At 62.6% G+C, this 20,256-nt stretch carries 21 protein-coding genes and 1 tRNA gene; 9 read left to right on the forward strand and 13 right to left on the reverse strand.

Annotation, left to right across the window (positions count from 1 at the left end; genetic code table 11):
• Window positions 1-155: 155 nt before the first annotated feature.
• From OZ911_RS06780 to OZ911_RS06790, 3 genes are all read left to right on the forward strand, one after another.
• Window positions 156-2,213 carry an LTA synthase family protein gene (locus OZ911_RS06780; RefSeq protein WP_023047701.1) on the forward strand — a complete coding sequence of 686 codons (2,058 nt, stop codon included), beginning with the start codon at window positions 156-158 and terminating at the stop codon, window positions 2,211-2,213.
• 203 nt (window positions 2,214-2,416) lie between these two features.
• On the forward strand, window positions 2,417-2,653 hold the full coding sequence (locus OZ911_RS06785; RefSeq protein WP_016485424.1) for a hypothetical protein: 237 nt from the start codon (window positions 2,417-2,419) through the stop codon (window positions 2,651-2,653).
• 179 nt (window positions 2,654-2,832) lie between these two features.
• A complete protein-coding gene (locus tag OZ911_RS06790) occupies window positions 2,833-3,165 on the forward strand; it encodes a ribonuclease E inhibitor RraB (protein WP_016485425.1) in 333 nt (110 codons plus the stop codon).
• A 45-nt stretch (window positions 3,166-3,210) separates the two neighbouring features.
• Here the strand turns inward: OZ911_RS06790 and OZ911_RS06795 are convergent, their stop codons facing one another.
• On the reverse strand, window positions 3,211-4,011 hold the full coding sequence (locus tag OZ911_RS06795) for a cytochrome c (RefSeq protein ID WP_023048852.1): 801 nt from the start codon (window positions 4,009-4,011) through the stop codon (window positions 3,211-3,213).
• Between the two features lie 528 nt (window positions 4,012-4,539).
• Here OZ911_RS06795 and OZ911_RS06800 point away from each other — a divergent pair.
• Window positions 4,540-5,271 (forward strand): amidotransferase, encoded by a 732-nt coding sequence (locus OZ911_RS06800; RefSeq protein WP_023048853.1) that lies wholly within the window; start codon window positions 4,540-4,542, stop codon window positions 5,269-5,271.
• Between the two features lie 31 nt (window positions 5,272-5,302).
• On the opposite strand, the gene OZ911_RS06805 is transcribed toward OZ911_RS06800, so the two are convergent.
• The 3 genes from OZ911_RS06805 to OZ911_RS06815 all read right to left on the reverse strand — a co-directional run bounded on the left by OZ911_RS06805 (window position 5,303) and on the right by OZ911_RS06815 (window position 7,930).
• A complete protein-coding gene (locus OZ911_RS06805; protein WP_024717731.1) occupies window positions 5,303-6,274 on the reverse strand; it encodes a magnesium and cobalt transport protein CorA in 972 nt (323 codons plus the stop codon).
• A 69-nt stretch (window positions 6,275-6,343) separates the two neighbouring features.
• A complete protein-coding gene (locus OZ911_RS06810; RefSeq protein WP_016485429.1) occupies window positions 6,344-7,057 on the reverse strand; it encodes a lysophospholipid acyltransferase family protein in 714 nt (237 codons plus the stop codon).
• 183 nt (window positions 7,058-7,240) lie between these two features.
• Window positions 7,241-7,930, reverse strand: coding sequence for a crotonase/enoyl-CoA hydratase family protein (locus OZ911_RS06815; RefSeq protein ID WP_023048854.1), 690 nt, complete (start codon window positions 7,928-7,930; stop codon window positions 7,241-7,243).
• A gap of 198 nt (window positions 7,931-8,128) precedes the next feature.
• Here OZ911_RS06815 and OZ911_RS06820 point away from each other — a divergent pair.
• Window positions 8,129-8,218: transfer RNA gene (locus OZ911_RS06820), tRNA-Ser, on the forward strand.
• A gap of 103 nt (window positions 8,219-8,321) precedes the next feature.
• On the opposite strand, the gene OZ911_RS06825 is transcribed toward OZ911_RS06820, so the two are convergent.
• The 3 genes from OZ911_RS06825 to OZ911_RS06835 all read right to left on the reverse strand — a co-directional run bounded on the left by OZ911_RS06825 (window position 8,322) and on the right by OZ911_RS06835 (window position 12,375).
• Window positions 8,322-10,454 (reverse strand): TonB-dependent siderophore receptor, encoded by a 2,133-nt coding sequence (locus tag OZ911_RS06825; protein WP_023048855.1) that lies wholly within the window; start codon window positions 10,452-10,454, stop codon window positions 8,322-8,324.
• Between the two features lie 133 nt (window positions 10,455-10,587).
• Complete coding sequence (locus OZ911_RS06830) at window positions 10,588-10,968, reverse strand: hypothetical protein (RefSeq protein WP_016485432.1); 381 nt, start codon at window positions 10,966-10,968, stop codon at window positions 10,588-10,590.
• Between the two features lie 219 nt (window positions 10,969-11,187).
• On the reverse strand, window positions 11,188-12,375 hold the full coding sequence (locus OZ911_RS06835) for an MFS transporter (protein ID WP_023048856.1): 1,188 nt from the start codon (window positions 12,373-12,375) through the stop codon (window positions 11,188-11,190).
• A 106-nt stretch (window positions 12,376-12,481) separates the two neighbouring features.
• Here OZ911_RS06835 and OZ911_RS06840 point away from each other — a divergent pair, with 106 nt between their 5' ends.
• Window positions 12,482-13,363, forward strand: a complete 882-nt coding sequence (locus OZ911_RS06840; RefSeq protein WP_145913227.1) for a LysR family transcriptional regulator — start codon at window positions 12,482-12,484, stop codon at window positions 13,361-13,363.
• 121 nt (window positions 13,364-13,484) lie between these two features.
• Here OZ911_RS06840 and OZ911_RS06845 read toward each other — a convergent pair whose 3' ends face one another.
• Window positions 13,485-14,234, reverse strand: a complete 750-nt coding sequence (locus tag OZ911_RS06845; RefSeq protein WP_070086824.1) for a 3-oxoacyl-ACP reductase family protein — start codon at window positions 14,232-14,234, stop codon at window positions 13,485-13,487.
• A gap of 118 nt (window positions 14,235-14,352) precedes the next feature.
• On the opposite strand from OZ911_RS06845, the gene OZ911_RS06850 reads away from it, so the two are divergent.
• A complete protein-coding gene (locus tag OZ911_RS06850) occupies window positions 14,353-15,291 on the forward strand; it encodes a LysR family transcriptional regulator (RefSeq protein WP_024717730.1) in 939 nt (312 codons plus the stop codon).
• 114 nt (window positions 15,292-15,405) lie between these two features.
• On the opposite strand, the gene OZ911_RS06855 is transcribed toward OZ911_RS06850, so the two are convergent.
• Together OZ911_RS06855 and OZ911_RS06860 are read right to left on the reverse strand one after the other, a co-directional pair.
• Complete coding sequence (locus tag OZ911_RS06855) at window positions 15,406-15,876, reverse strand: GreA/GreB family elongation factor (RefSeq protein WP_016485437.1); 471 nt, start codon at window positions 15,874-15,876, stop codon at window positions 15,406-15,408.
• A 2-nt stretch (window positions 15,877-15,878) separates the two neighbouring features.
• Window positions 15,879-16,277: a hypothetical protein gene (locus OZ911_RS06860; RefSeq protein ID WP_016485438.1), complete on the reverse strand. Its 399-nt coding sequence runs from the start codon at window positions 16,275-16,277 to the stop codon at window positions 15,879-15,881.
• A gap of 130 nt (window positions 16,278-16,407) precedes the next feature.
• Here OZ911_RS06860 and earP point away from each other — a divergent pair, with 130 nt between their 5' ends.
• Complete coding sequence (gene earP, locus OZ911_RS06865) at window positions 16,408-17,541, forward strand: elongation factor P maturation arginine rhamnosyltransferase EarP (RefSeq protein WP_070086823.1); 1,134 nt, start codon at window positions 16,408-16,410, stop codon at window positions 17,539-17,541.
• A 48-nt stretch (window positions 17,542-17,589) separates the two neighbouring features.
• Complete coding sequence (locus OZ911_RS06870; protein ID WP_016485440.1) at window positions 17,590-18,162, forward strand: elongation factor P; 573 nt, start codon at window positions 17,590-17,592, stop codon at window positions 18,160-18,162.
• 58 nt (window positions 18,163-18,220) lie between these two features.
• Here the strand turns inward: OZ911_RS06870 and OZ911_RS06875 are convergent, their stop codons facing one another.
• The 3 genes from OZ911_RS06875 to OZ911_RS06885 all read right to left on the reverse strand — a co-directional run bounded on the left by OZ911_RS06875 (window position 18,221) and on the right by OZ911_RS06885 (window position 20,256).
• Window positions 18,221-18,649: an organic hydroperoxide resistance protein gene (locus OZ911_RS06875; RefSeq protein ID WP_023048336.1), complete on the reverse strand. Its 429-nt coding sequence runs from the start codon at window positions 18,647-18,649 to the stop codon at window positions 18,221-18,223.
• Window positions 18,650-18,788: 139 nt separating this feature from the next.
• Window positions 18,789-19,244, reverse strand: coding sequence for a MarR family winged helix-turn-helix transcriptional regulator (locus tag OZ911_RS06880; protein WP_023048337.1), 456 nt, complete (start codon window positions 19,242-19,244; stop codon window positions 18,789-18,791).
• A gap of 58 nt (window positions 19,245-19,302) precedes the next feature.
• Window positions 19,303-20,256: a LysR family transcriptional regulator gene (locus tag OZ911_RS06885; protein ID WP_070086822.1), complete on the reverse strand. Its 954-nt coding sequence runs from the start codon at window positions 20,254-20,256 to the stop codon at window positions 19,303-19,305.

Genomic DNA, 20,256 nt, shown 5'->3' on the forward strand with positions numbered 1-20,256 from the left:
GGCAAGCCCGCGAAGAGGCCGGCACAGACAAAAGCCGCAACATCCCAGTGACAAAATTTTCACATTGGTTTAAACAGAATCCGCACCCGCACAATGCTGCGTTGGTCTAGCGCCATCGCCTCTTCGCAAACCGCAATCCTAGGACCTCCCCATTCATGGCTAACACGGACGCCTTGAAGCAACAGGGCGCGCGAACGTCGTTTTCGCCGACCCTGAAATCCCACCTGGCCTACACGCTGCTCAGCGGGCTGGTGATCATGCTGATGCTCAGCCTGGTGCGCCTGGCGCTGCTGGTCTACAACAGCGACATGATCGGTGATACCCCGTATTCCACCGTTGCCGAAGGCTTCTTCAACGGCTTGCGCTTCGACCTGCGCGTGGTGGTGTACCTCAGCATCCCGCTGCTGCTGGCCATCCTAAGCCCTTGGGCCATGGCCCGGCGTGGGGTGTTCCGCTTCTGGCTGACCCTTGCCTCGAGCGTGGTAATGTTCCTCGGCCTGATGGAGATGGACTTCTACCGCGAGTTCCACCAGCGCCTTAACGGCCTGGTGTTCCAGTACATCAAGGAAGACCCGAAAACCGTCATGAGCATGCTCTGGTACGGTTTCCCGGTGGTGCGCTACCTGCTGGCCTGGGCCTTCGGTACCTGGCTGCTGAGCCTGCTGTTCAAGGGCATCGACCGCGCGACCCGTGGCGAAGGCCTGCACCGGGTTGCCCCATGGTACAACCGCCTGGCGGTGTTCATGGTGATTCTGCTGGTGGCCGTGGTCGCTGCCCGTGGCACCCTGCGCCAAGGCCCGCCAATGCGCTGGGGTGATGCGTTTACCACTGACTCCAACTTCGTCAACCAGTTAGGCCTGAACGGCACCCTGACCCTGATCGACGCTGCCAAGAGCCGCTTCGGCGAAGACCGCGCCAACATCTGGAAGCCGGTACTGGAGCAGAACGTGGCCACGCAAAGCGTGCGCGAGCAACTGCTGACGGCACACGACACCCTGGTCGATGCCGACGAGGCTGCCATCCGCCGCGACTTCGTGCCGCCGGCCGAGCGCACCCTGCCGATCAAGAACGTGGTAGTGATCCTGATGGAAAGCTTCGCCGGCCACTCGGTAGGCGCACTGGGCAGCCCCAACAACATTACCCCGTACTTCGACAAGCTGGCCAAAGAAGGCCTGCTGTTCGACCGCTTCTTCTCCAACGGCACCCATACCCATCAAGGTATGTTCGCCACCATGGCCTGCTTCCCCAACCTGCCAGGCTTCGAATACCTGATGCAGACCCCGGAAGGCGGCCACAAGCTGTCGGGCCTGCCGGCACTGTTGAGCGCCCGTGATTACGACGACGTGTACGTCTACAACGGCGATTTTGCCTGGGACAACCAGTCCGGGTTCTTCGGCAACCAGGGCATGACCACCTTCATTGGCCGTAACGACTTCGTCAACCCGGTGTTCTCCGACCCGACCTGGGGCGTGTCCGACCAGGACATGTTCGACCGCGGCAACGAGGAGCTGGCCAAGCACGACGGCAAGAAACCGATCTACGCGCTGCTGCAGACGCTTTCCAACCACACCCCATACGCGCTGCCCAAAGACCTGCCGGTCGAGAAGGTCACCGGGCAAGGCCGCCTGGACGAGCACCTCACTGCCATGCGCTATTCGGACTGGGCGCTGGGCCAGTTCTTCGAGAAGGCGCGTAAAGAGCCATACTTCAAGGAAACCCTGTTCGTCATCGTCGGCGACCATGGCTTTGGCAACCACCAGCAAGTCACCGAACTGGACCTGGGCCGTTTCAACGTGCCGCTGCTGCTGATTGCCCCGGGCATTCAGGAGAAGTTTGGTGCGGTGAACCACACCGTGGGCACCCAGGTCGACATCGTGCCGACCATCATGGGCCGCCTGGGTGGCAAGGCCCGCCACCAGTGCTGGGGGCGTGATCTGCTCAACCTGCCTGAGGGTGACCAGGGCGTGGGCATGATCAAGCCGTCGGGCAGCGAGCAGATCGTCGGCCTGGTGCAAGGCGACCGCATCCTGATCGAGTCCAAGGACATGACCCCGCGCATGTACCGCTATCAGTTGGGCAGCGAGTTCAAGGCCGAACTGATTGAAAGCCCGGACCAGCCAGAAATGCTGAAAAAGCTGGAAGCGTATATCCAGACGGCGACCAAGAGCCTGCTGGATAACACCGCCGGTGTCGTGCACGGCACGCCGAAGTAAGGCTGCAAAAGCGGCCGCGTTGCGGCCCATTCGCGGGGCAAGCCCGCTCCCACAGGGAAATCATCGCAAACCCGCCGTTGATATCTCTGTGGGAGCGGGCTTGCCCCGCGAAGAGGCCTTTACAGACTGAACATTCTCCCGGCCCCAAGGTCAGTTGATCAGGCATCACACCGTGGTGTATCTGGATTGGGAGGACTTGTTCAATGAAAGAGTGGGAAGTCATCTTTGCCGATCAAAAAGGCGAACCGTCCACCCTGATGCTGCGGACCGAGCACCGTCCCAGCGAGGAGGAAGCCGCGCGGGCCATCCGTTCGCAGCTGTTCCCGGTGATGGACGAGCTGGACCTCAACGACTTCCAGGACCGCACCATTTCCCCGACCGCCCGCTGGCTCAAGGAGCATAGCGGGGTGACCATCACCAGTATTCACGAAGCGCCCTGACCCACACGTTTGCGTGGTGCCTGTTCAAGCGCTACGATGATGAAAGGTGCCTGCCATTCTGCGGGTAGGCGCCGTTTCAATTCGCGTCTTGCATCAGCTCGAACTGCTCGGCCATTGATTGCCGGCAGGTGCGTAGTGCACGGAAAGTCTATCCATTGCGTTATTCAGGAGGACGATTCATGAGCAGCCAGAACGACGATATCAGCAGCAACGTCCTGCGCCAGATGAAGGCAGGCGGTTTCGACTTCACCCAGATCCACCCCATCGAGTTCTATGCCGTATTCCCCGATGAAGCAGGTGCCCGCCGCGCCGCCGGGCAGTTTCGTGGCGAATCGCTCAATGCCCAGGTGAAAGAGCTGGGCGACGGTGCCTGGCACCTGGAACTGAGCAAGGTCATGTATGCGACCTATGGCGGGATTGGCGACTTTGAAGAGGCGTTCGAGCAGTTGGTGACACCTTATGGGGGGGAGGTGGAAGGGTGGGGAGTCAAGCACGAACGGCAGACTGCCTGAAGGTTTTCCGTTGCCTTCTTCGCGGGTGAAGCCGCGAAGAAGCCCTCAAGGCTTGCGCCCAGCCATATGCCCCAGATAAGCCAGCAACGCATCCAGGTCTTGTTCACTCAGCACGTTTTCAGCAAACCCCGGCATCTTTGCCTGCGGCCACTGCCTTAGGCTTTGCGGGTTGCGAATCAATTGGCGCAGATAACCCGGCTGGAAATACTCGGTCGGGTTGTGCGGCATGTTCAAATCCGGCCCCATTTGCGCATCCCCCGCACCGTTAAGGCGGTGGCACGCCATGCAGTTCTGCTGAAACAAGGCAAAGCCCTGGCGCACCGGGCTATCGGCTGGCAACTTCGGATCGGGCAGCAAGGCCGGGAAGCGCGTCTCGACAGCGTCCAGTTTACGAAGGGTGGAAATCTGGAACGGCCACTGCTCCGGGCGAATGCCGCTCGCTTGCGGCTGAGTCCACACCAGGTAGAACGGCCCCGCGCTGGGTTTGCCCTTGCCCAATGCCGGCCACGGTTTGTCGGGGTCCTCTATGGCCAACCAGGCCCGTGCCGGCCCTGGCTGCAGCAGCGGTGCGGCGGGCATTTCGGCGGCAAAGCCATCCCGTGCCACGGCCTGCAGGTGATCAGCGGGGCTTACGCCTTCCAGCAGCGTGGCCAATGGCACCGCCCGATAGTGCATGGGGCGTTTGTATGACACATCCTGATCGACGCTGATATCCCGGGCCTGCGGGTGGCCGAGCAGTTCGGCGCTGCTCCACTGGCGCGCGCTGGCGCCCAGCTCAAGGTGCAGTTGCGCCGCCGACAGCGGCAGGCTCAGGAACAACGCAAACAGTGCAAGGCAGTGGCGCATGGGTAATCTCCGACCATCAAGGCCGGCAGGTTACCTGTGCACTGCCCGTTGGCGCCACCGAAAGGGTCAGCCGAATAAACGTGTCAGGTTCGGCAATATCAACAGCAATGTCGTGGCAAAGAGAATGAGCCCAGCTTGGCGAATTTTTGATTGTCTGAACATGGCGGACCGCCTTCTTGTTGTTATTCCTGAATACCCGTTGGCTTCCTTGTCGCGCTTCGGGTCGATCACAGTGGCGACGCTTGGCGCCTGAACTGCATGCCTCTTGAAAGTGGATATACATCCAACAGTAGGGTGTGTGTGATGCATGTTTGAGAACCCTTTGTTCTAATTGTGTGGTTCATTGATTTCAGTTAGCTATGAGGCCATGTGCCATCTGGCTGGCATGCTCTGACTAGACAGGGGCGCAAGCACAAAGCGGGTACCGACGAAATGTGACCGTTCGTCAGTGCAGCCTACTTGCTTGTACGTGTCTTTCGCGTCAGTCTCTACAGCAGATTCCCACCCATGTCGTTCAGGACTACCCCTATGTCGTTACGCATCTGCATCCTTGAAACCGATGTCCTGCGACCGGAGTTGACGGCGCAGTACCAGGGCTACGGCAGGATGTTCGAGCAGCTTTTCTCGCGTCAGCCGATTGCCGCCGAATTTCGTGTCTACAACGTGATGCACGGCGACTATCCCGCCGAGAATGAAGTGTTCGATGCCTACCTTGTGACGGGCAGCAAGGCCGATTCGTTCGGTACAGATGCCTGGATCCAGACGCTCAGGGCCTACTTGCTGAAGCTTTACGAGCGTGGCGAGAAGCTGCTGGGGGTGTGTTTTGGCCATCAGTTGCTGGCGCTGACCTTGGGTGGCAAGGCCGAGCGGGCGGAGAAGGGCTGGGGCGTGGGCATCCATCGCTACTCGCTGGCGGCCCATGCGCCGTGGATGGACCCGGAGGTGTCGGAGCTGACCTTGCTGATCAGCCACCAGGACCAGGTGACCGAACTGCCGGAAGGCGCCACGGTGATTGCTTCAAGCGATTTCTGCCCGAATGCGGCGTACCACATCCGCGACCAGGTGCTGTGCTTCCAGGGCCACCCGGAGTTCGTGCACGACTATTCACGCGCGCTGCTGGATGCCCGCCAGGAATACCTGGGGGATGAGGTGTACCACAAGGCGGTGGCCAGCCTGGCCACCGAGCACCAGGGCGACCTGGTGGGGGAGTGGATGATGCGCTTTATCCAGCAGCCGGTGAGCAAGCATAACGCGGCGTAGTGGCGGGGGCCGCAAAGCGGCCCCGGCAATCTCAGAGCCAGCCAGACTTCTTGAAGCTGGCAAACAACCCCGTACATCCCAGCACGATCACCCCCAGTACCCCGAAGTATCCATAGTGCCACCCCAGCTCCGGCATGTTCTGGAAGTTCATCCCGTAAATCCCCGCAATCGCTGTAGGGAAAGCCAGAATCGCCGCCCAGGCCGCGAATTTGCGTTGCACGATGCTCTGCCGTGACGACTCCAGCAGCATGCCGATCTCGATGGTCTGGCTGGCGATGTCGCGGATGCCGGCCAGGTCTTCCATCTGCCGGGTCACGTGAATCTGCACATCACGAAAATACGGGCGCATGTTCTTGTCGATAAACGGAAAGCTCAGGCGCTGCAACTCCTCGCTCACTTCCACCATCGGCGCCACATAGCGGCGCAGGCGCAGGATGTCGCGGCGCAGGCTGTGCAGGCGGCGGATGTCATCCTCCTGCAACGAACCGCCGAGCACGCTTTGCTCCAACTCCTCGATTTCACCATGAATGGCCTCGCTGACCGGCTGGTAGTTCTCGGTGACGAAGTCGAGCAGGGCGTACAGCACAAAATCTTCACCGTGCTCCAGCAGCAGCGGCCGCGCCTCGCAGCGCTGGCGCACCAGGGCATAGGATTTGGAGTGGCCATTGCGGCACGTGATGATGTAGCCGTTGCCGGCAAAGATATGCGTTTCGATGAACTCCAGCTTGCCTTCATGGCGCACTGGCGAGTAGGTGACGATGAACAGCGCGTCGCCGAAGGTTTCCAGTTTGGGCCGGCTGTGCTTTTCCAGGGCGTCTTCGATGGCCAGCTCGTGCAGGTTGAACTGGCATTGCAGGTTGGCCAGTTCCTCGGCGTTGGGCTCTTCCAGGCCAATCCACACAAAGTGCCCCGGCTTGCGCGCCCACTCGCTGCCTTCGTCGATGCTGATGTTGGTGACCTTTCTGCCGGCGCTGTACACCGCCGATGCCACGACTCGACCCATGGTTGCCTGCTTATTCCGGTTGAACACGGGGTACAGCTTGGGCCGTACCCGGCCCAAGAGCAACCGGCTTCAGGCCAGCTCGTGTTCCATGCGGTCGATGCATTGCTGCATCTGCACCCGGCACTGCTCGATCAGCGCCGGGATGTCCCGTTGGGTCATGCCGGCGGTTGTAATGGGCGGCAGCGAACGGACGACTACCGTGCGCTGGCGCCAGCTGTTCAGGCCCATGCGTTTGGCATAGCGGCTGACGCATACCGGCACAATCGGCACGCCGGCCTCGATGGCCATGTGAAAAGCGCCTTTCTTGAATGCCAGCAAGTGTTCACCAGGGTTGCGTGTGCCTTCGGGGAACACCCAGATCGAGGTATCGTCCTGCAGCACGCGGGTGGTTTTCTGCAGGGCCTTGCGTGCCTGGTAGCTGTTCTTGCGGTCGATCAGCACGTTGCCGCCCAGCCAGAACAGCTGGCCGAACAACGGAACCCAGCCCAGGCTTTTCTTGCCGATGGCAACGGTGCGTCGTGGCACGACCTGGCCGAGCACGAACAGGTCGAAGTTGGATTGGTGGTTGGCGATGATCACGCAACCGGGGGGCTGATCCCATAGCGGGCCGACCTCGGCCTTGACCTTGATGCGCAGCAGTCTGGTGGCCGGGCGGCTGTAGAGGTGGGCGAATATGCGGCTGTTGTCGGGGTTGAAGGGGCGGCACAGGCCGATGACCAGGCCCACGACGCCAACCACAAGGAAATGCAGCGCCAGCAGAAGCATGCGCAAGGAATAAAGCATGGTACGACTCACACCAGACAGTCGCCGGGGAGTGTACGGATGTGCACTGGTTCGGGCAAACCTTGTTGCTGCGCCTTGCTGACGGTGGCAGCAGGCTTGCCCCGCGAACACCGGCGGAGCCGGTGCCGTGCAACGCGTTGCCTGCTTCGCGGGGCAAGCCCGCTCCCACAGAGGCCGGTGGGCCTAGCCCATATGCTGCTGGTCCAGCTCGATCGCCTTGTCCAGGGCCTCCAGCAGGCCTTTACGCACTTTCAGCTTGGTGTTCTTGTGCGCCAGCATGTTCAGCTTCTTCAATTCACGCGCCGCCGCCAGTGCCGCTTCCTGCAACTGCTCGGCCGGCACCACTTTGTCGAGGAAGCCGGCATCGACCGCCGCGTGTGGGTCGAATACCTCGGCATTGATCACCGAGCGGTGGAAGGCTGAGCGGCGCAGGCGGTCGCGGGCCAGTTCGATACCGGCATGGTGCATGGTCATGCCGATCTGCACTTCGTTCAGGCACACCTTGTACGGGCCTTCGACGCCAATGCGGTAATCGGCCGACAGCAGCAGGAAAGCGCCCTTGGCCACGGCATTGCCCGGGCAGGCGACCACCACCGGGAACGGGTGCGACAGCAGGCGGCGGGCGAGGGTAGAGCCGGCGGTGACGAGGCTGATTGCCTCTTGCGGGCCGCTGGTCATCACCTTGAGGTCGTAACCACCCGACAGGATGCCTGGCTGCCCGGTGATGATCACCACTGCGCGCGCTTCGATCGCGCGGTCGAGCGCGGCGTTGAAGGCGGTGATGACGTCCGGCGAGATGGCGTTGACCTTGCCGTTGTTCAGGGTCAGGGTGGCGATGCCGTCTTCGGCGTGGTAGTTAATCAGCTCGCTCATGGCAGAGTCCTTTTGTTGGCGTGGCGACGACGTTACCCAGCGCCAGAGGCCAGGTAAAGCAGCAAGGCTGACTGGTCGGTCAGCGTTCACCGCGTGCCAAATGCAAATACATGAAAAATTTGAAAAAAGTGCTTGCCAAAGGGAATGTCTTTCACTAAATTAGCGCACCTCGACGGGCCGCAAGGCTTGAAGAGAAACGGTGAAGTGTCCGAGTGGTCGAAGGAGCACGCCTGGAAAGTGTGTATACGAGAAATCGTATCAAGGGTTCAAATCCCTTCTTCACCGCCACATTCTACGAAGAGCCCCCGCGCTGAAAAGCACGGGGGCTTTTTGTATTTGGGCCTTTGGGGCTGCTTTGCAGCCCATCGCGACGCAAAGCGGCCCCAAGATCTTAAAAGCTGACCGAAGCCGAAAGCCGAGCGGTACGTGGCGCCCCCTGGAACAGGTAGTTATCCCCCAGATAGTCCCCCACATCGCGCCAATAGCGTTTGTCGAACACGTTATCCACGGTCAGGCGCAGCACCGTGTCATACCCGCCAATGCGCGTACGATACCGGCTCCCTACATCGAACACGGTGTACCCGCCAACCTCCACATTGCCCGCCTGGCTCGCATACTTGCTGGCGCTGTAGCGCGCCCCGCCCAACAGGGCCAGCCCCGGTACCGGCAGCGTGTATTGCGCGTGCAGTGCTGCCCGGAACCTGGGCACATTGATTGCCTGATGGCCTTCATAGGCATCGGTACCGCTGTTTTTCACCCGCGCACGAATGGCTGCGGCGCTGGCCTGTACCTGCAAGTTGCGGGTTACCCAGCCGCTGGCACCCAGCTCCAGGCCGGTGTTTTTCTGCTGGCCTTGCTGCACGTAGGTGAAGTTGCCAGCACCGTCCGGGCGTGCGTACTGGTAGGCCTGGCGGATCTGGAACAGCGCGGCGCTGAGGCTCAGGCCTTGCCAGTCGTGCTTGAGGCCCAGTTCCAGTTGGTGTGAGGTTGTGGGGGCGAGGATTTCGGCAGCGTTGCTGGCAAACCAGGGTGCCGTGCCGCCGGCAGACAGGCCCTGGGCGTAGCTGGCGTATACCGTGGTATCTGGCTGCGGCTTGTAGATAAGTGCAGCATTGGGCAGCAACTCATATTGGCGGGTATGGCGCCCGGCAACACCGTTCTCGTCCCAGGTCTTTTCATCCAGGCGCACTTCACGGGCGCCCAGCACGGTCTGCCACTGTTCGTTGAAGCTGATGCGGTCGCTGACGAACAGGCCGTACTGACGGCTGTCCAGGCGGCGTTCGCTGGCGCCGACAGCTTTGTCGGACGGGTCGAAGGCGGGGGCGCCGGTGTAGATGTTGCCGGTACCCAGCCACTCGTTGTAGTACGGCCGTTGATCCAGCGTGCGCCGCTGCGCGCTGGTGCCCACGGTCAGTTCATGCCCCACGCCCAGCGCATCGAAGTGCCCGTTGAGCATGGCCTGTGCTTCATCGGTGCGGCGGGTGTCGTCGGGGCTGCGGAAGTCGTAGATGTCGTAGTCGCCATTGCCGGCAAAGAACGCGCCTTCGCTCGAACCCCAGGCAAACGCGCTGTAATCGTCGATCACCACCTTGCTGCGCGAGGCACTCAAGGTGCCGGTCCAGGCCTCGTTGAAGCGGTACTCGAAGCGCCCGCCCAGGTTCAGCGAGTCGTTCTGCACGGGTTTGGCCCAGTGCTGGTACGCCAAACGATCGTCCGGGTCGATGCCATGAGGCACTGCGGTGCCGCCCAGCAGTTGGTAACCCGGCACCGAGCGCTGTTCGCGGTGCTGGTATTCGGCATCCAGTTGCAGGGTGGCATCCGGGTTGATCTGCCAGTCGAAGGCCAGCGAGGCGAAGTCACGCTTGCCATCCGCATGGTCGACATACGAGCGGATGTCCTCATGGGCCAGGTTGGCACGCAGGCCGAACTGTTTTTCGCTGCCGAACCAGCCACCCAGGTCGGTGGCCAGGTAGCGTTCGCCCTGTGCGTTGGTCGACAGCGTGACGCTACGCACATCCTCGGCGCGCTTGGTCACGTAGTTGACCAGGCCACCCGGCTCTGAAACGCCGCTTTGCAGCCCGGACAGGCCCTTTAGCAACTCGACTTGCTGTTTGTTTTCCAGGGCCACGTTCTGCTCGCCGGCAATGGTCTGGCCGTTGATACGGTAGCTGCTGGCGGCGTTAAGCTCGAAGCCCCTCACGTTGAAGTTTTCGTAGTAGCCGATGGGGGCATAGCTTTCGCCAACCGAGGCGTCGCTTTGCAGCACTTCGCTTAGCTGGCGCACCTGCCGGTCTTCAAGCAGTTGCTGGCTGAAAACGCTGATGGCGGCAGGGGTATCAAGCAAGGGCGCGGGCTGGAAGCCGCCCACTGCGGCCTGGTGTGCCTGATAGCCGTCGTCGCCGTAGGTGTCGGACACCTGCAGCGGGGCCAGCACCACGCTGTTTTCGGCGAGCACATGGGGGCAATGCAGGGCCAGGCCCAGGCTGAGCAGGCTCAGGGGCAGGCGGGGGTGACGCGGGGGCATGCGGGGCTCCTGGATGCGCACACCTGTGCCGGCCTCTTCGCGGGTAAACCCGCGAAGAGGCCGGCACAGGCCATGAAAAAGGCGGCATCTTAACAGCCGCCCTCAGCATAAAACGATCCAGGCCCCGCGATATTCAGCCCTGGTTGGCAGGGTGCTTGTGCTGCCGCCAACTGTCATCGATCTTCGACCAGGTTTTGCCGTCGGTAATCGCCATGAGCTTGCGACCATCCTTGAAGGTGGCCAGGAAGGTAGCTTCTTGCTCCTTGCCGCCTAGCCACAGCCCGGCAAGCAAGCCCACCGGCCCGGCCACCAGGGCCCCCGCCACACCCCAGCCCAGGGCGCTGCCCAGGCTGCGGCTGGTTTCCAGGCTGGCCAGCCGGAGGTCGCTGATGCGGGCCAGGGAAATCCGCTCACCCGGTGACGGGCTGCGCGGGGTCTTGAGTGTGAGCGATCCGTTGCGATACTCGCCTTCACCTTGCAAGAAATCGCCGGATTGCACCGTGAGTCTTGTCATAAAGTCGTCCTGTCAGGAAAGGGCATTGACCAGCGCCTAATGGGCGCTGCCTGGCCTGGCAAGTCAACGACCATGCGACGGAGGGTCGTGCGGTGCATTGTCGCCGTGGCTAATGGCCTCTTCGCGGGCACGCCCGCTCCCACAGGCTTGTCACTGCCCTGAGGTTTGTGATGCACCTGTGGGAGCGGGCGTGCCCGCGAAGAGGCCAGCAAGAGTCATTCAGGCCACCTGCAAGGTGTTCTTGCGCTTACGCTCTGCCAGGCCCCACACCAGCAACGCCAGCCCGCCAATCACCAGGCCCGCCGCCACAATGCCCATCCAGCCCTGGTACTGGAACAACTGCGTGCCCAGCAATGACCCCAGCGCCCCGCCAATGAAATAGCAGGTGATATACCCGGCGTTCAGCCGCGTACGTGCCTCGGGGCGTAGGGCAATCACTGCGTTCTGATTGCTCACGTGCACCAGTTGTACCGCCAGGTCGAGCATCAGCACGCCCAGCAGCAGGGCCAGCAATGACTGCTGGGCAAAGCCCAGCGGCACCCACGACAGCAGCAACACCACCAGGCCCACGGTGGTACCCAGCGCGCCTTTGCCGCGGTCGGCCAGGCGCCCTGCCCAGTTCGCCGACAGCGCACCGGCTGCACCGGCCAGGCCGAACAGGCCGATCACTGCATCGGAGTAGTGGTAGGGGCCCTTGGTCAGCAAAAAGGCCAGGGGCGTCCAGAACAGGGCGAACAGGCTGAACGCCAGCAGGCCGAGCAGCGAGCGCAGGCGCAGGACCGGTTCTTCAATGAACAGGCGGAACACCGAGCCGATCAGTGCCGGGTACTTCAGCCCGGCATGGCTGTGATGCTGCGGCAGGCTGCGGTACAGCGCCACCGCGGTGACCGCCATCAGCACAGCGGCCAACACGTAGATGCTGCGCCAGCCGCCCAGTTCGGCCATAAAACCGGCAGCAGTACGTGCCAGCAGGATGCCCAGCAGCAGGCCGCTCATCAGCGTACCGACTGCGCGCCCACGCTGATGCGGCTCGCTGAGGGTCGCGGCCATGGGCACCAGAATCTGCGCCACCACCGAGAACAGCCCGGTCAGCGCCGTGCCGAGGATCAGCCAGGGCAGGCTCGGCGCACATGCACTGATGACCAGCCCTAACGTGGCAATGGCGGTCATCACGGTGATCAGCCGGCGCTGCTCGAAGAGGTCACCCAGCGGCGCCAGTAGCAACAGGCCGGCGCCATAGCTGAGCTGTGCGGCAATGACGATACTGCCGGCGCTGGCAGTGCTCAGGCCAAACTGCTGGGCGATGCTGTGCAGCAGCGGTTGGGCGTAGTAGTTGCTGGCCACGGCCAGGCCGGTGGCGGTGGCCATCAGCAGGATCATGGCGCGGCTGAGAGTGGGGGCGTTCATGCGGTTCTCTTGGCGGGCAGTAGGAAGTGGGGGAATTATCAAGAAGTGTCAGGCATGACGCCAATGTATAGTTTTCAACTTATCCATCTTGAAAGCAGATAGATCGATGAACCTCAAGCAGCTCGAATACGCCCTCGCCGTGGCCGACACTGGCAGTTTTACCCGTGCCGCTGAGCGCTGCCATGTGGTGCAGTCGGCGCTCAGCCACCAGGTGGCGCGGCTGGAAGCGCAGCTGGGTGTAAGCCTTTTTGAGCGCAGTTCGCGGCGGGTGCGCCTGACGCCTGCCGGTGAGGCCTTTGTGCTCAGCGCGCGGCCGGCGGTGGACGCGGCCCGGCGCATTGCCGATGACGTGGCGGCGGCATGCGGGCAGGTGCGCGGGCGGCTGGCGATAGGGGAAATCAGCTCGCTCACGGCGCTGGACCTGGTCGACTTGCTGGCCGTGTTCCACGGACGATTCCCGGATGTGGATGTGCGCTGGATCACGGCCAAGAGCGAATGGCTGATAGCCGATGTGGTCGAGCGGCGCCTGGACGTTGGTTTCATTGGCCTGTGGCAGGGCGAGGTGGTGCAGGGCGTGCAGCATCGGTTGCTGGCCAGGGAGGAACTGGTGGCGTTGTTGCCGGTTGATCATCGGCTGGCCGGCTGCGGGCAGCTGGCTTTGGCCGATCTGGCGGATGAAGTGCTGGTGGATTTCCCCGAAGGCACCGGGGCGCGGCGCCAGACAGATGAGGCGTTTCAGGCAGCGGGGCTGCAGCATCGGGTGCAATTCGAGATCGGCCATGTGCGCCTGGTGGAAAAGTTCGTGCAGCGGGGCATGGCGGTGGGCCTGGTGCCGGAACGGGTGGCCCAGGGTTTCGAAGGTGTGGCACTGGCGCGGTTGGTAGATGCGCCGGTGCGGCACCTGTATGCCGTGTGGTCCTCCAGCCCGACGCCTGCTGCCCGGGCGTTTCTGGAGGTGATGGAACAGCATCTGGGGGGCAATGATTGAGCCTGTTCTGGCCCCATTGCCGGCAAGCCAGCGCCCACGGGAACCCCACGGGTTCAAGGCCTGTGGTGATCTTGTGGGCGCTGGCTTGCCGGCAATGGGCCGAAACAGGCAACCCATCAATTCAAGCGGCAAACCCACCATCAATCGTGAGGCTTGCCCCGGTGATATACCCCGCCTCTGGCCCAGCAAGGTAAGCCACAAAGCCGGCAATTTCTTCCGGCTCGCCATACCGTCCAATCGCCATCAACGGGATCAGGCTCTCGGCAAACTCGCCACTGGCGGGGTTCATGTCGGTGTCCACCGGCCCCGGCTGCACGTTGTTCACGGTAATGCCCTGTGGCCCCAGATCACGCGCCATGCCACGGGTCAGGCCAACCAGCGCCGACTTGCTCATGGCATAAGGCGCACCGCCGGCAAATGGCATGCGCTCGGCGTTGGTGCTGCCAATATTGATGATGCGCCCGCCCTGGCCCATGTAACGGGCTGCGGCCTGACTGGCGACAAACACGCTGCGTACGTTCACCGCCAGCATGCGGTCAAAGTCGGCCAGGTCGAACTCGGTCACCGGTGCTACCGCCAGCACACCGGCGTTGTTGACCAAGATATCCAGCCTGCCAAAGGCCTTCACGGCGTCATCCACTGCCAGTTGCACGGCGGCTGCGTCGGCGCTGTCGGCCCGCAGGGCCAAGGCTTTGCCGCCGTTTTCGGTAATCTCGCGGGCCAGGTCTTCTGCCGGGCCGGCGGAGCTGACATAGGTGAAGGCCACGTGCGCACCTTCGCGTGCCAGGCGGCGCACGATGGCTGCGCCTATGCCGCGGGAACCGCCCTGAACCAGGGCCACTTTGCCTTCGAGTGAAAGTTGCTTGGACATGCTGATCTCCTGCTGGAAGCCAGGCCGAAATGCCTTGGATGGGCAAAGTATCGGCGCTTGATTACCTGCTGATAAGATGGCAATCACTATCAGCAGAGTAAACCTTGGGTTGGCAATGATGGCCGTGGAATCGTTCAACGCGTTGGAGTGCTTCATCCGCAGTGCCGAGGTCGGCAGCTTTGCCGAAGCTGCCAGGCGCCTGAGCATTACCCCCGCCGCCGTGGGCAAGCACGTGGCTCAGCTGGAGGCGCGCCTGGGCGTGCGGTTGTTCCAGCGTAGTACCCGCAAGCTGACCCTGACTGAGGCGGGGCAGCGTTTTCTGGGCGAAGTCAGCGACAGCTTTCGTACCATCCAGTATGCCGTGGCCAACCTGGCCAGCGCCGAAGGCCAGCCGGCCGGGTTGTTGCGGGTGAGCATGGGCACTGTGTTCGGGCGCTTGTATGTGTTGCCCTTGCTGGGTGAGTTTTTACGGCGTTATCCGGCGATTACCCCGGATTGGCATTTCGACAACCGCCAGGTCGACCTGATCGGCCAGGGCTTCGATGCAGCGATTGGCGGTGGTTTCGATCTGCCGCCGGGGGTGGTGGCGCGCAAGCTGACCCCGGCCCACCGGGTGTTGGTGGCAGCACCGGCCTACCTGCAGCGGCACGCACCGATTGACGACCCGCAGGTGCTGCAGCGGCACGACGGCATCCTGATCCGCTCACCGCAGACCGGGCGGGTGCGCTCGTGGCCTTTGACCAGCCGCTGGCAGGCGCAGCAGCCGATGCAACTGCGCCAGGCGATGACCATGAGCGATTCGGACGCGGCGTGCGCGGTGGCCGAGCAGGGGCTGGGGATTGCCCTGGTGAGCCTGCCATTTGCCGTGCCATACCTGCAGGCAGGGCGGCTGCGGCGGGTGTTGCCTGACTGGTACGTGGATGACGGGCATATCAGCCTGTATTTCGCCGAGCACAAGCTGATGCCGGGCAAGACCCGGGCGTTTATCGATTTTGTGGTGGAGCAGTTTGCCGAACAGGGGTTGGCGGGGCGGTTCGATGCCTTGCAAACCCTTTAGGTGTGTTTTGCCTGACCGAGACTTATCGCCGGCAAGCCAGCTCCCACAGGGAGCCTGCAGTATTCAGGCCTGTGGTAATCCTGTGGGAGCTGGCTTGCCGGCGGTAGGGCCCGGTCAGGCAATACCCGTAATGAACAATGCCTGCGCTCCCAGGCTCACCTCATCATCCACCCGCTTGCCCATCAATTGCTGCCCCAGCGGTGAGCGCGGGGTGATCACGGTCACCCGCTCATCCCCCTCACCAATCTTCAACCCCGCCGCCTCAGGCCCGAGGAACAACCGGCGCTGCCCGCCAGCGTCATCTTCCAGGGTCACCAGGTTGCTGATCTGCACCCCGCGCGCCGGGTCATGGTCGCGCAGCAGCAATTGCTGGTAGGTCAGCAGCGCCTGGCGGATCTCGGCGCTGCGGCGGGCCTGGCCGGTGGCCAGGTACGAAGCTTCCAGGCCCAGGGTGTCGTACTTGTTCTCGGCAATGTTCTCTTCGGCGGTGGCAGTTTCGTAGGCGCTTTGCGCCGCGCGGGTCAGCACGTCAAGGTCATGCTCGAGGGTGGCGACGATCTGCGCCAGCAGGCGGGTCTTGTCCATGGTCAGTAACAGAACTCCAGCACGTTGGCCTGGCTTTTGTCGGTGGGGGCGGTGCGGTTCTGCTGCATCCAGAACTGGCATTTGGGGCTGTTGAGGTTGCGCGGGTTGCCCTGCGCGGCCTCGGCGGCCTGTTGCAGTTCCTGTTTGCGCAGAATGCCCTTGTAGTGCTCGAACATCTCGGCCTGGGCGTCTTGTGCCGGGGCTGGCGCCGGGGGGGCGGCAGGCCGGTACACACCGGGGGCCACGGCCTGGGCCAGCGGCTGCACCTGCTGTGGCCACAGTTGCAGCGCCAGCCACAGGCTCGCGGCAATGGCCACGGCGCCCAGCCACAGGCCAAAGGCAACGCACACAATCAACGGCAGCGGCTTGAGGGTGATCTTGAGTTCACGGTGGCGGGCCATGGCAGCCTCCTGGCAGGGTAGGTCGGGGTACATTGTCGCATGCACTTGAGCATTTTTCCGTGCGGGTGCTTTTGTCGGCGACAATTTATCCGCAGAATTCGCGTTTTTTGCACCAGAACGGGAGGGGCGGGTGAAAGCCACCTGGGACATTTTCTGCAGCGTCGTCGACAACTACGGCGACATAGGCGTGACCTGGCGCCTGGCCCGGCAACTGGTGGCTGAGCATGGCCTGGCGGTGCGCCTGTGGGTAGATGACCTGAACGCGTTCACGCCCATGTGCCCAGGGGCTGATGCCAGCGCCGCGCAGCAGTGGCAGCACGGTGTGGATGTGCGTCAGTGGCCTGCGGCCTGGCTGCCGGTGGCACCGGCCGATGGGGTGATCGGCGCCTTCGCGTGCCAGTTGCCGGCGGCCTATGTAGATGCAATGCGTGCCTGCGCCACGCCGCCGCTGTGGCTGAACCTTGAATACCTCAGTGCCGAGGACTGGGTGGAGGGCTGCCATGGCTTGCCTTCGCCGCAGCCCAATGGCCTGCGCAAGGTGTTTTTCTTCCCCGGCTTTACCGAAAAAACCGGCGGCCTGCTACGCGAGGGCTCGCTGCTGGCGCGGCGTGATGCCTTCCAGCAGTCGGCCGGGGCACGCCAGGCGTTTCTGCAGGAGCTTGGGGTAGCGCCCGAGCAGGGGGCATTGCTGATATCGCTGTTTGCCTACGAAAACACGCAGTTGGCCAGCTGGCTGAATGCCTTGGCCACAGGCGCGCAACCGTGCCACCTGCTGGTACCGCAAGGGCGTATCGTGGCGGGGCTGAGCCAGTGGCTTGGCGAGGTGCCGCTGCAGGTGGGCAGCGTGCGCAAGCGGGGCGCGCTGACCGTGCAGGTGCTGCCGTTCGTCAGCCAGGACGACTTCGACCGGCTGCTGTGGAGTTGCGATTTCAACGCGGTGCGTGGTGAAGACTCGTTCGTGCGGGCGCAGTGGGCCGGGCAGCCGATGCTGTGGCACATCTATGTGCAGGACGAGAACGCCCACTGGGAAAAGCTCGAAGCGTTTCTGGCGCATTATCGACGCGGCCTGTCAGATGAAGCCGATGCCGCCCTGCTGGGCCTGTGGCGTGCCTGGAACATGGACTGCGACATGGGCCAGGCGTGGCAGGCAGCCCGCCAGCACTGGCCAGAACTGCAACGGCATGCCCGGCTTTGGGCGGTGCGACAGGCCGCTCAGCCGGACCTTGCCACAGCGCTAGTACACTTTTACCGAAATTCGCTATGATACGCGGCCTCGATTTTTATAAATCCATCCAGATTCGGATACTTCGTAATGAAAACTGGTAAAGAACTGAAACCCGGTACCGTCCTGCGGATCGACAACGACCCGTGGCTGGTTCAAAAAGCTGAGTTCACCAAGTCGGGCCGTAACAGCGCGATCATGAAGACCAAGCTGAAGAACCTGCTGACCGGCTACAAGACCGAAACCGTATACGGTGCGGACGACAAGCTGGACGACGTGATCCTGGATCGCAAAGAAGCGACCCTGTCGTTCATCAGCGGTGACACATACACCTTCATGGACACCACCGACTACACCATGTACGAGCTGAACGCCGAAGACATCGAGGCCGTTCTGCCGTTCATCGAAGAAGGCATGGAAGACATCTGCGAAGCTGTGTTCTTCGAAGACCGTCTGGTATCGGTAGAGCTGCCGACCACCATCGTGCGTAAGGTTGCCTACACCGAAGGTTCGGCTCGTGGCGACACTTCGGGCAAAGTCATGAAGCCTGCCAAGCTGGCAAACGGTACTGAACTCAGCGTTGCTGACTTCATCGAAATCGACGACCTGATCGAAATCGATACCCGCGAAGGCGGTTCGTACAAAGGCCGTGCCAAGAAGTAATTCTTCTTGCAATGTGCACAAAAAACCCGGCCTCGGCCGGGTTTTTTGTGCCTGCGACTTAAACCGTCACATGCAGGCGCACATCCACGTTCCCGCGGGTAGCGTTGGAATACGGACAAACTTTGTGAGCCTTTTCCACCAAGCCTTCGGCATCGGTCTGGGGCAGGCCTGGCAGGTTGATGTGCAGGTCGATGTCCAGGCCGAAACCGCCTGGGATCTGGCCAATGCCCACCTTGGCGGTGATCGAGGCATCTGCCGGCAGGGCCTTCTTCTCTTGCCCGGCCACGAACTTCAGGGCGCCGATGAAGCAGGCTGAGTATCCGGCAGCGAAAAGCTGCTCGGGGTTGGTGCCGTCACCGCCTGCGCCGCCCAGTTCCTTGGGCGTGCTCAGGCTGACTGCCAGCTTGCCGTCGCTGGATTTCGATTTTCCGTCGCGCCCACCGGTGGAGGTAGCTTCTGCGATGTACAGCGGAGTGACCTTTTGCATCTTGAGCCTCGCTAATGTGCTGTGCGCTCCCGGTCAAGGAGGGCGCGGATTGGTGTGGGATTTAAATTAGCGCGCAATTAGTTTGCGCGCAAGATAAATCATTGCCGTCCATCCGAACGGCCAGTGCACAGCATAGCTGTCAGAGGTTTTTCTGCAGGTTCTCGCGCAGGTTCAGCAGGTCGGCCTGCAGTTGCTGCAACTGCTCCAGGCTGCGCCCGCTGGCTTTGAGGATGCACTGCGGCACTTTTTTGGCCTGCTGTTGCAGGGCGCGGCCCTTTTCAGTCAGCTGCACCATTACTACCCGTTCGTCCTCCCTGCTGCGGTTACGCTGCAGCAGGCCTTCACTTTCCAGGCGCTTGAGCAGTGGCGTCAGGGAGCCCGGGTCGGTCAGCAGGTGCTGGCTGATTTCGCCCACTGTCAGGTCGTCGCGCTCCCACAGCACCAGCATGGCCAGGTACTGTGGGTAGGTCAGGCCCAAGGCTTGCAGCAGCGGTTTGTAGACCTTGGTCATCAGCAACGAGGTGGAGTGCAGGGCGAAGCAGACCTGGTTGTCCAGCAGCAGCTCGTCGCAAGAGGCTTGGGTGTCGGCGTTCATGCAGGTCCTTGAAATTGATCAATGGGGAATTCTGGCACGCTTATTTTTAGTGCGCGCATTACTCACGCAGTTCACTGCGCAAGGCCAGGTCCCAGGGTGGAATCGGGCTGTAGCGGCTCTTGAGGAATTCGAGCAGCAAACGGCTGCGAGAGTTCGTTTCATGTTCCAGCCGTAGTGCGTAAATGCCGCTGGTCTCGGCTGCTGGCAGGCCGCCGTCGCAAAACAGCGGAACCAGTTCGCCACGCAGCAGGTATTCGCTGATCAGCCAGGTAGGCAGGTGGGCAACACCTAAGCCGGCGAGCGCACCGAACAGCAAGGTTTCGGCATTGTTGGCGGCCATGCGCATGCGCGCGGGGCGGTACAGGCGCGTTTGCCCGGCCACGTTGAAGCGCCAGGCGAACGGCGGGGCCAGGCCGTCCCAGTCCAGGCCGTCATGCCCAGGCAGTTCGCTGGGGCAGGTGGGCATGCCGCGGCTGGCCAGGTAGGCGGGGCTGGCGCAGGCGACGCGCACCATGTAAGCCAGCGGCGTGGCGACCAACCGGGTATCGGCCAAGGGGCCGGCACGCAGTACCAGGTCGACCTCGCCCAGGTGGCTGCCCTGCAGGTCGACGAAGCTGTCGATCAACCGCAGTTGCACATCCAGGCCGGGGTAGGCCACCAGGAAGTCGGCGATGGCCGGGGCCAGATGGCGGCGGCCGAACGCGGCGGGGGCGTCGATGCGGATCAGGCCTTCGGGGGCGTTGCTCAGCGATACCGCTTCAGCCCGGGCCAGGCGCAGCTCCTCGATGATGCGCCTGGCCCGTTCGGCAAAGGCATTGCCTGCGGGTGTGGCACGCACGGCATGGGTGCTGCGGGTGAACAGGCGGCTGCCGACGGCGCTTTCCAGGTTGTCGATGCGCCGGGCCACAGCGGACGGGGTCAGCGGGTGACGGCGGGCGGCGGCGGAAAAACTGCCAGCCTCCAACACATCGAGGAACAGGCTCAACTGGTCGGTCAGGGTATCGGGGCTCAT

The sequence above is a fragment of the Pseudomonas fortuita genome (genome assembly GCF_026898135.2).
In the GTDB taxonomy this organism is placed as follows: domain Bacteria; phylum Pseudomonadota; class Gammaproteobacteria; order Pseudomonadales; family Pseudomonadaceae; genus Aquipseudomonas; species Aquipseudomonas fortuita.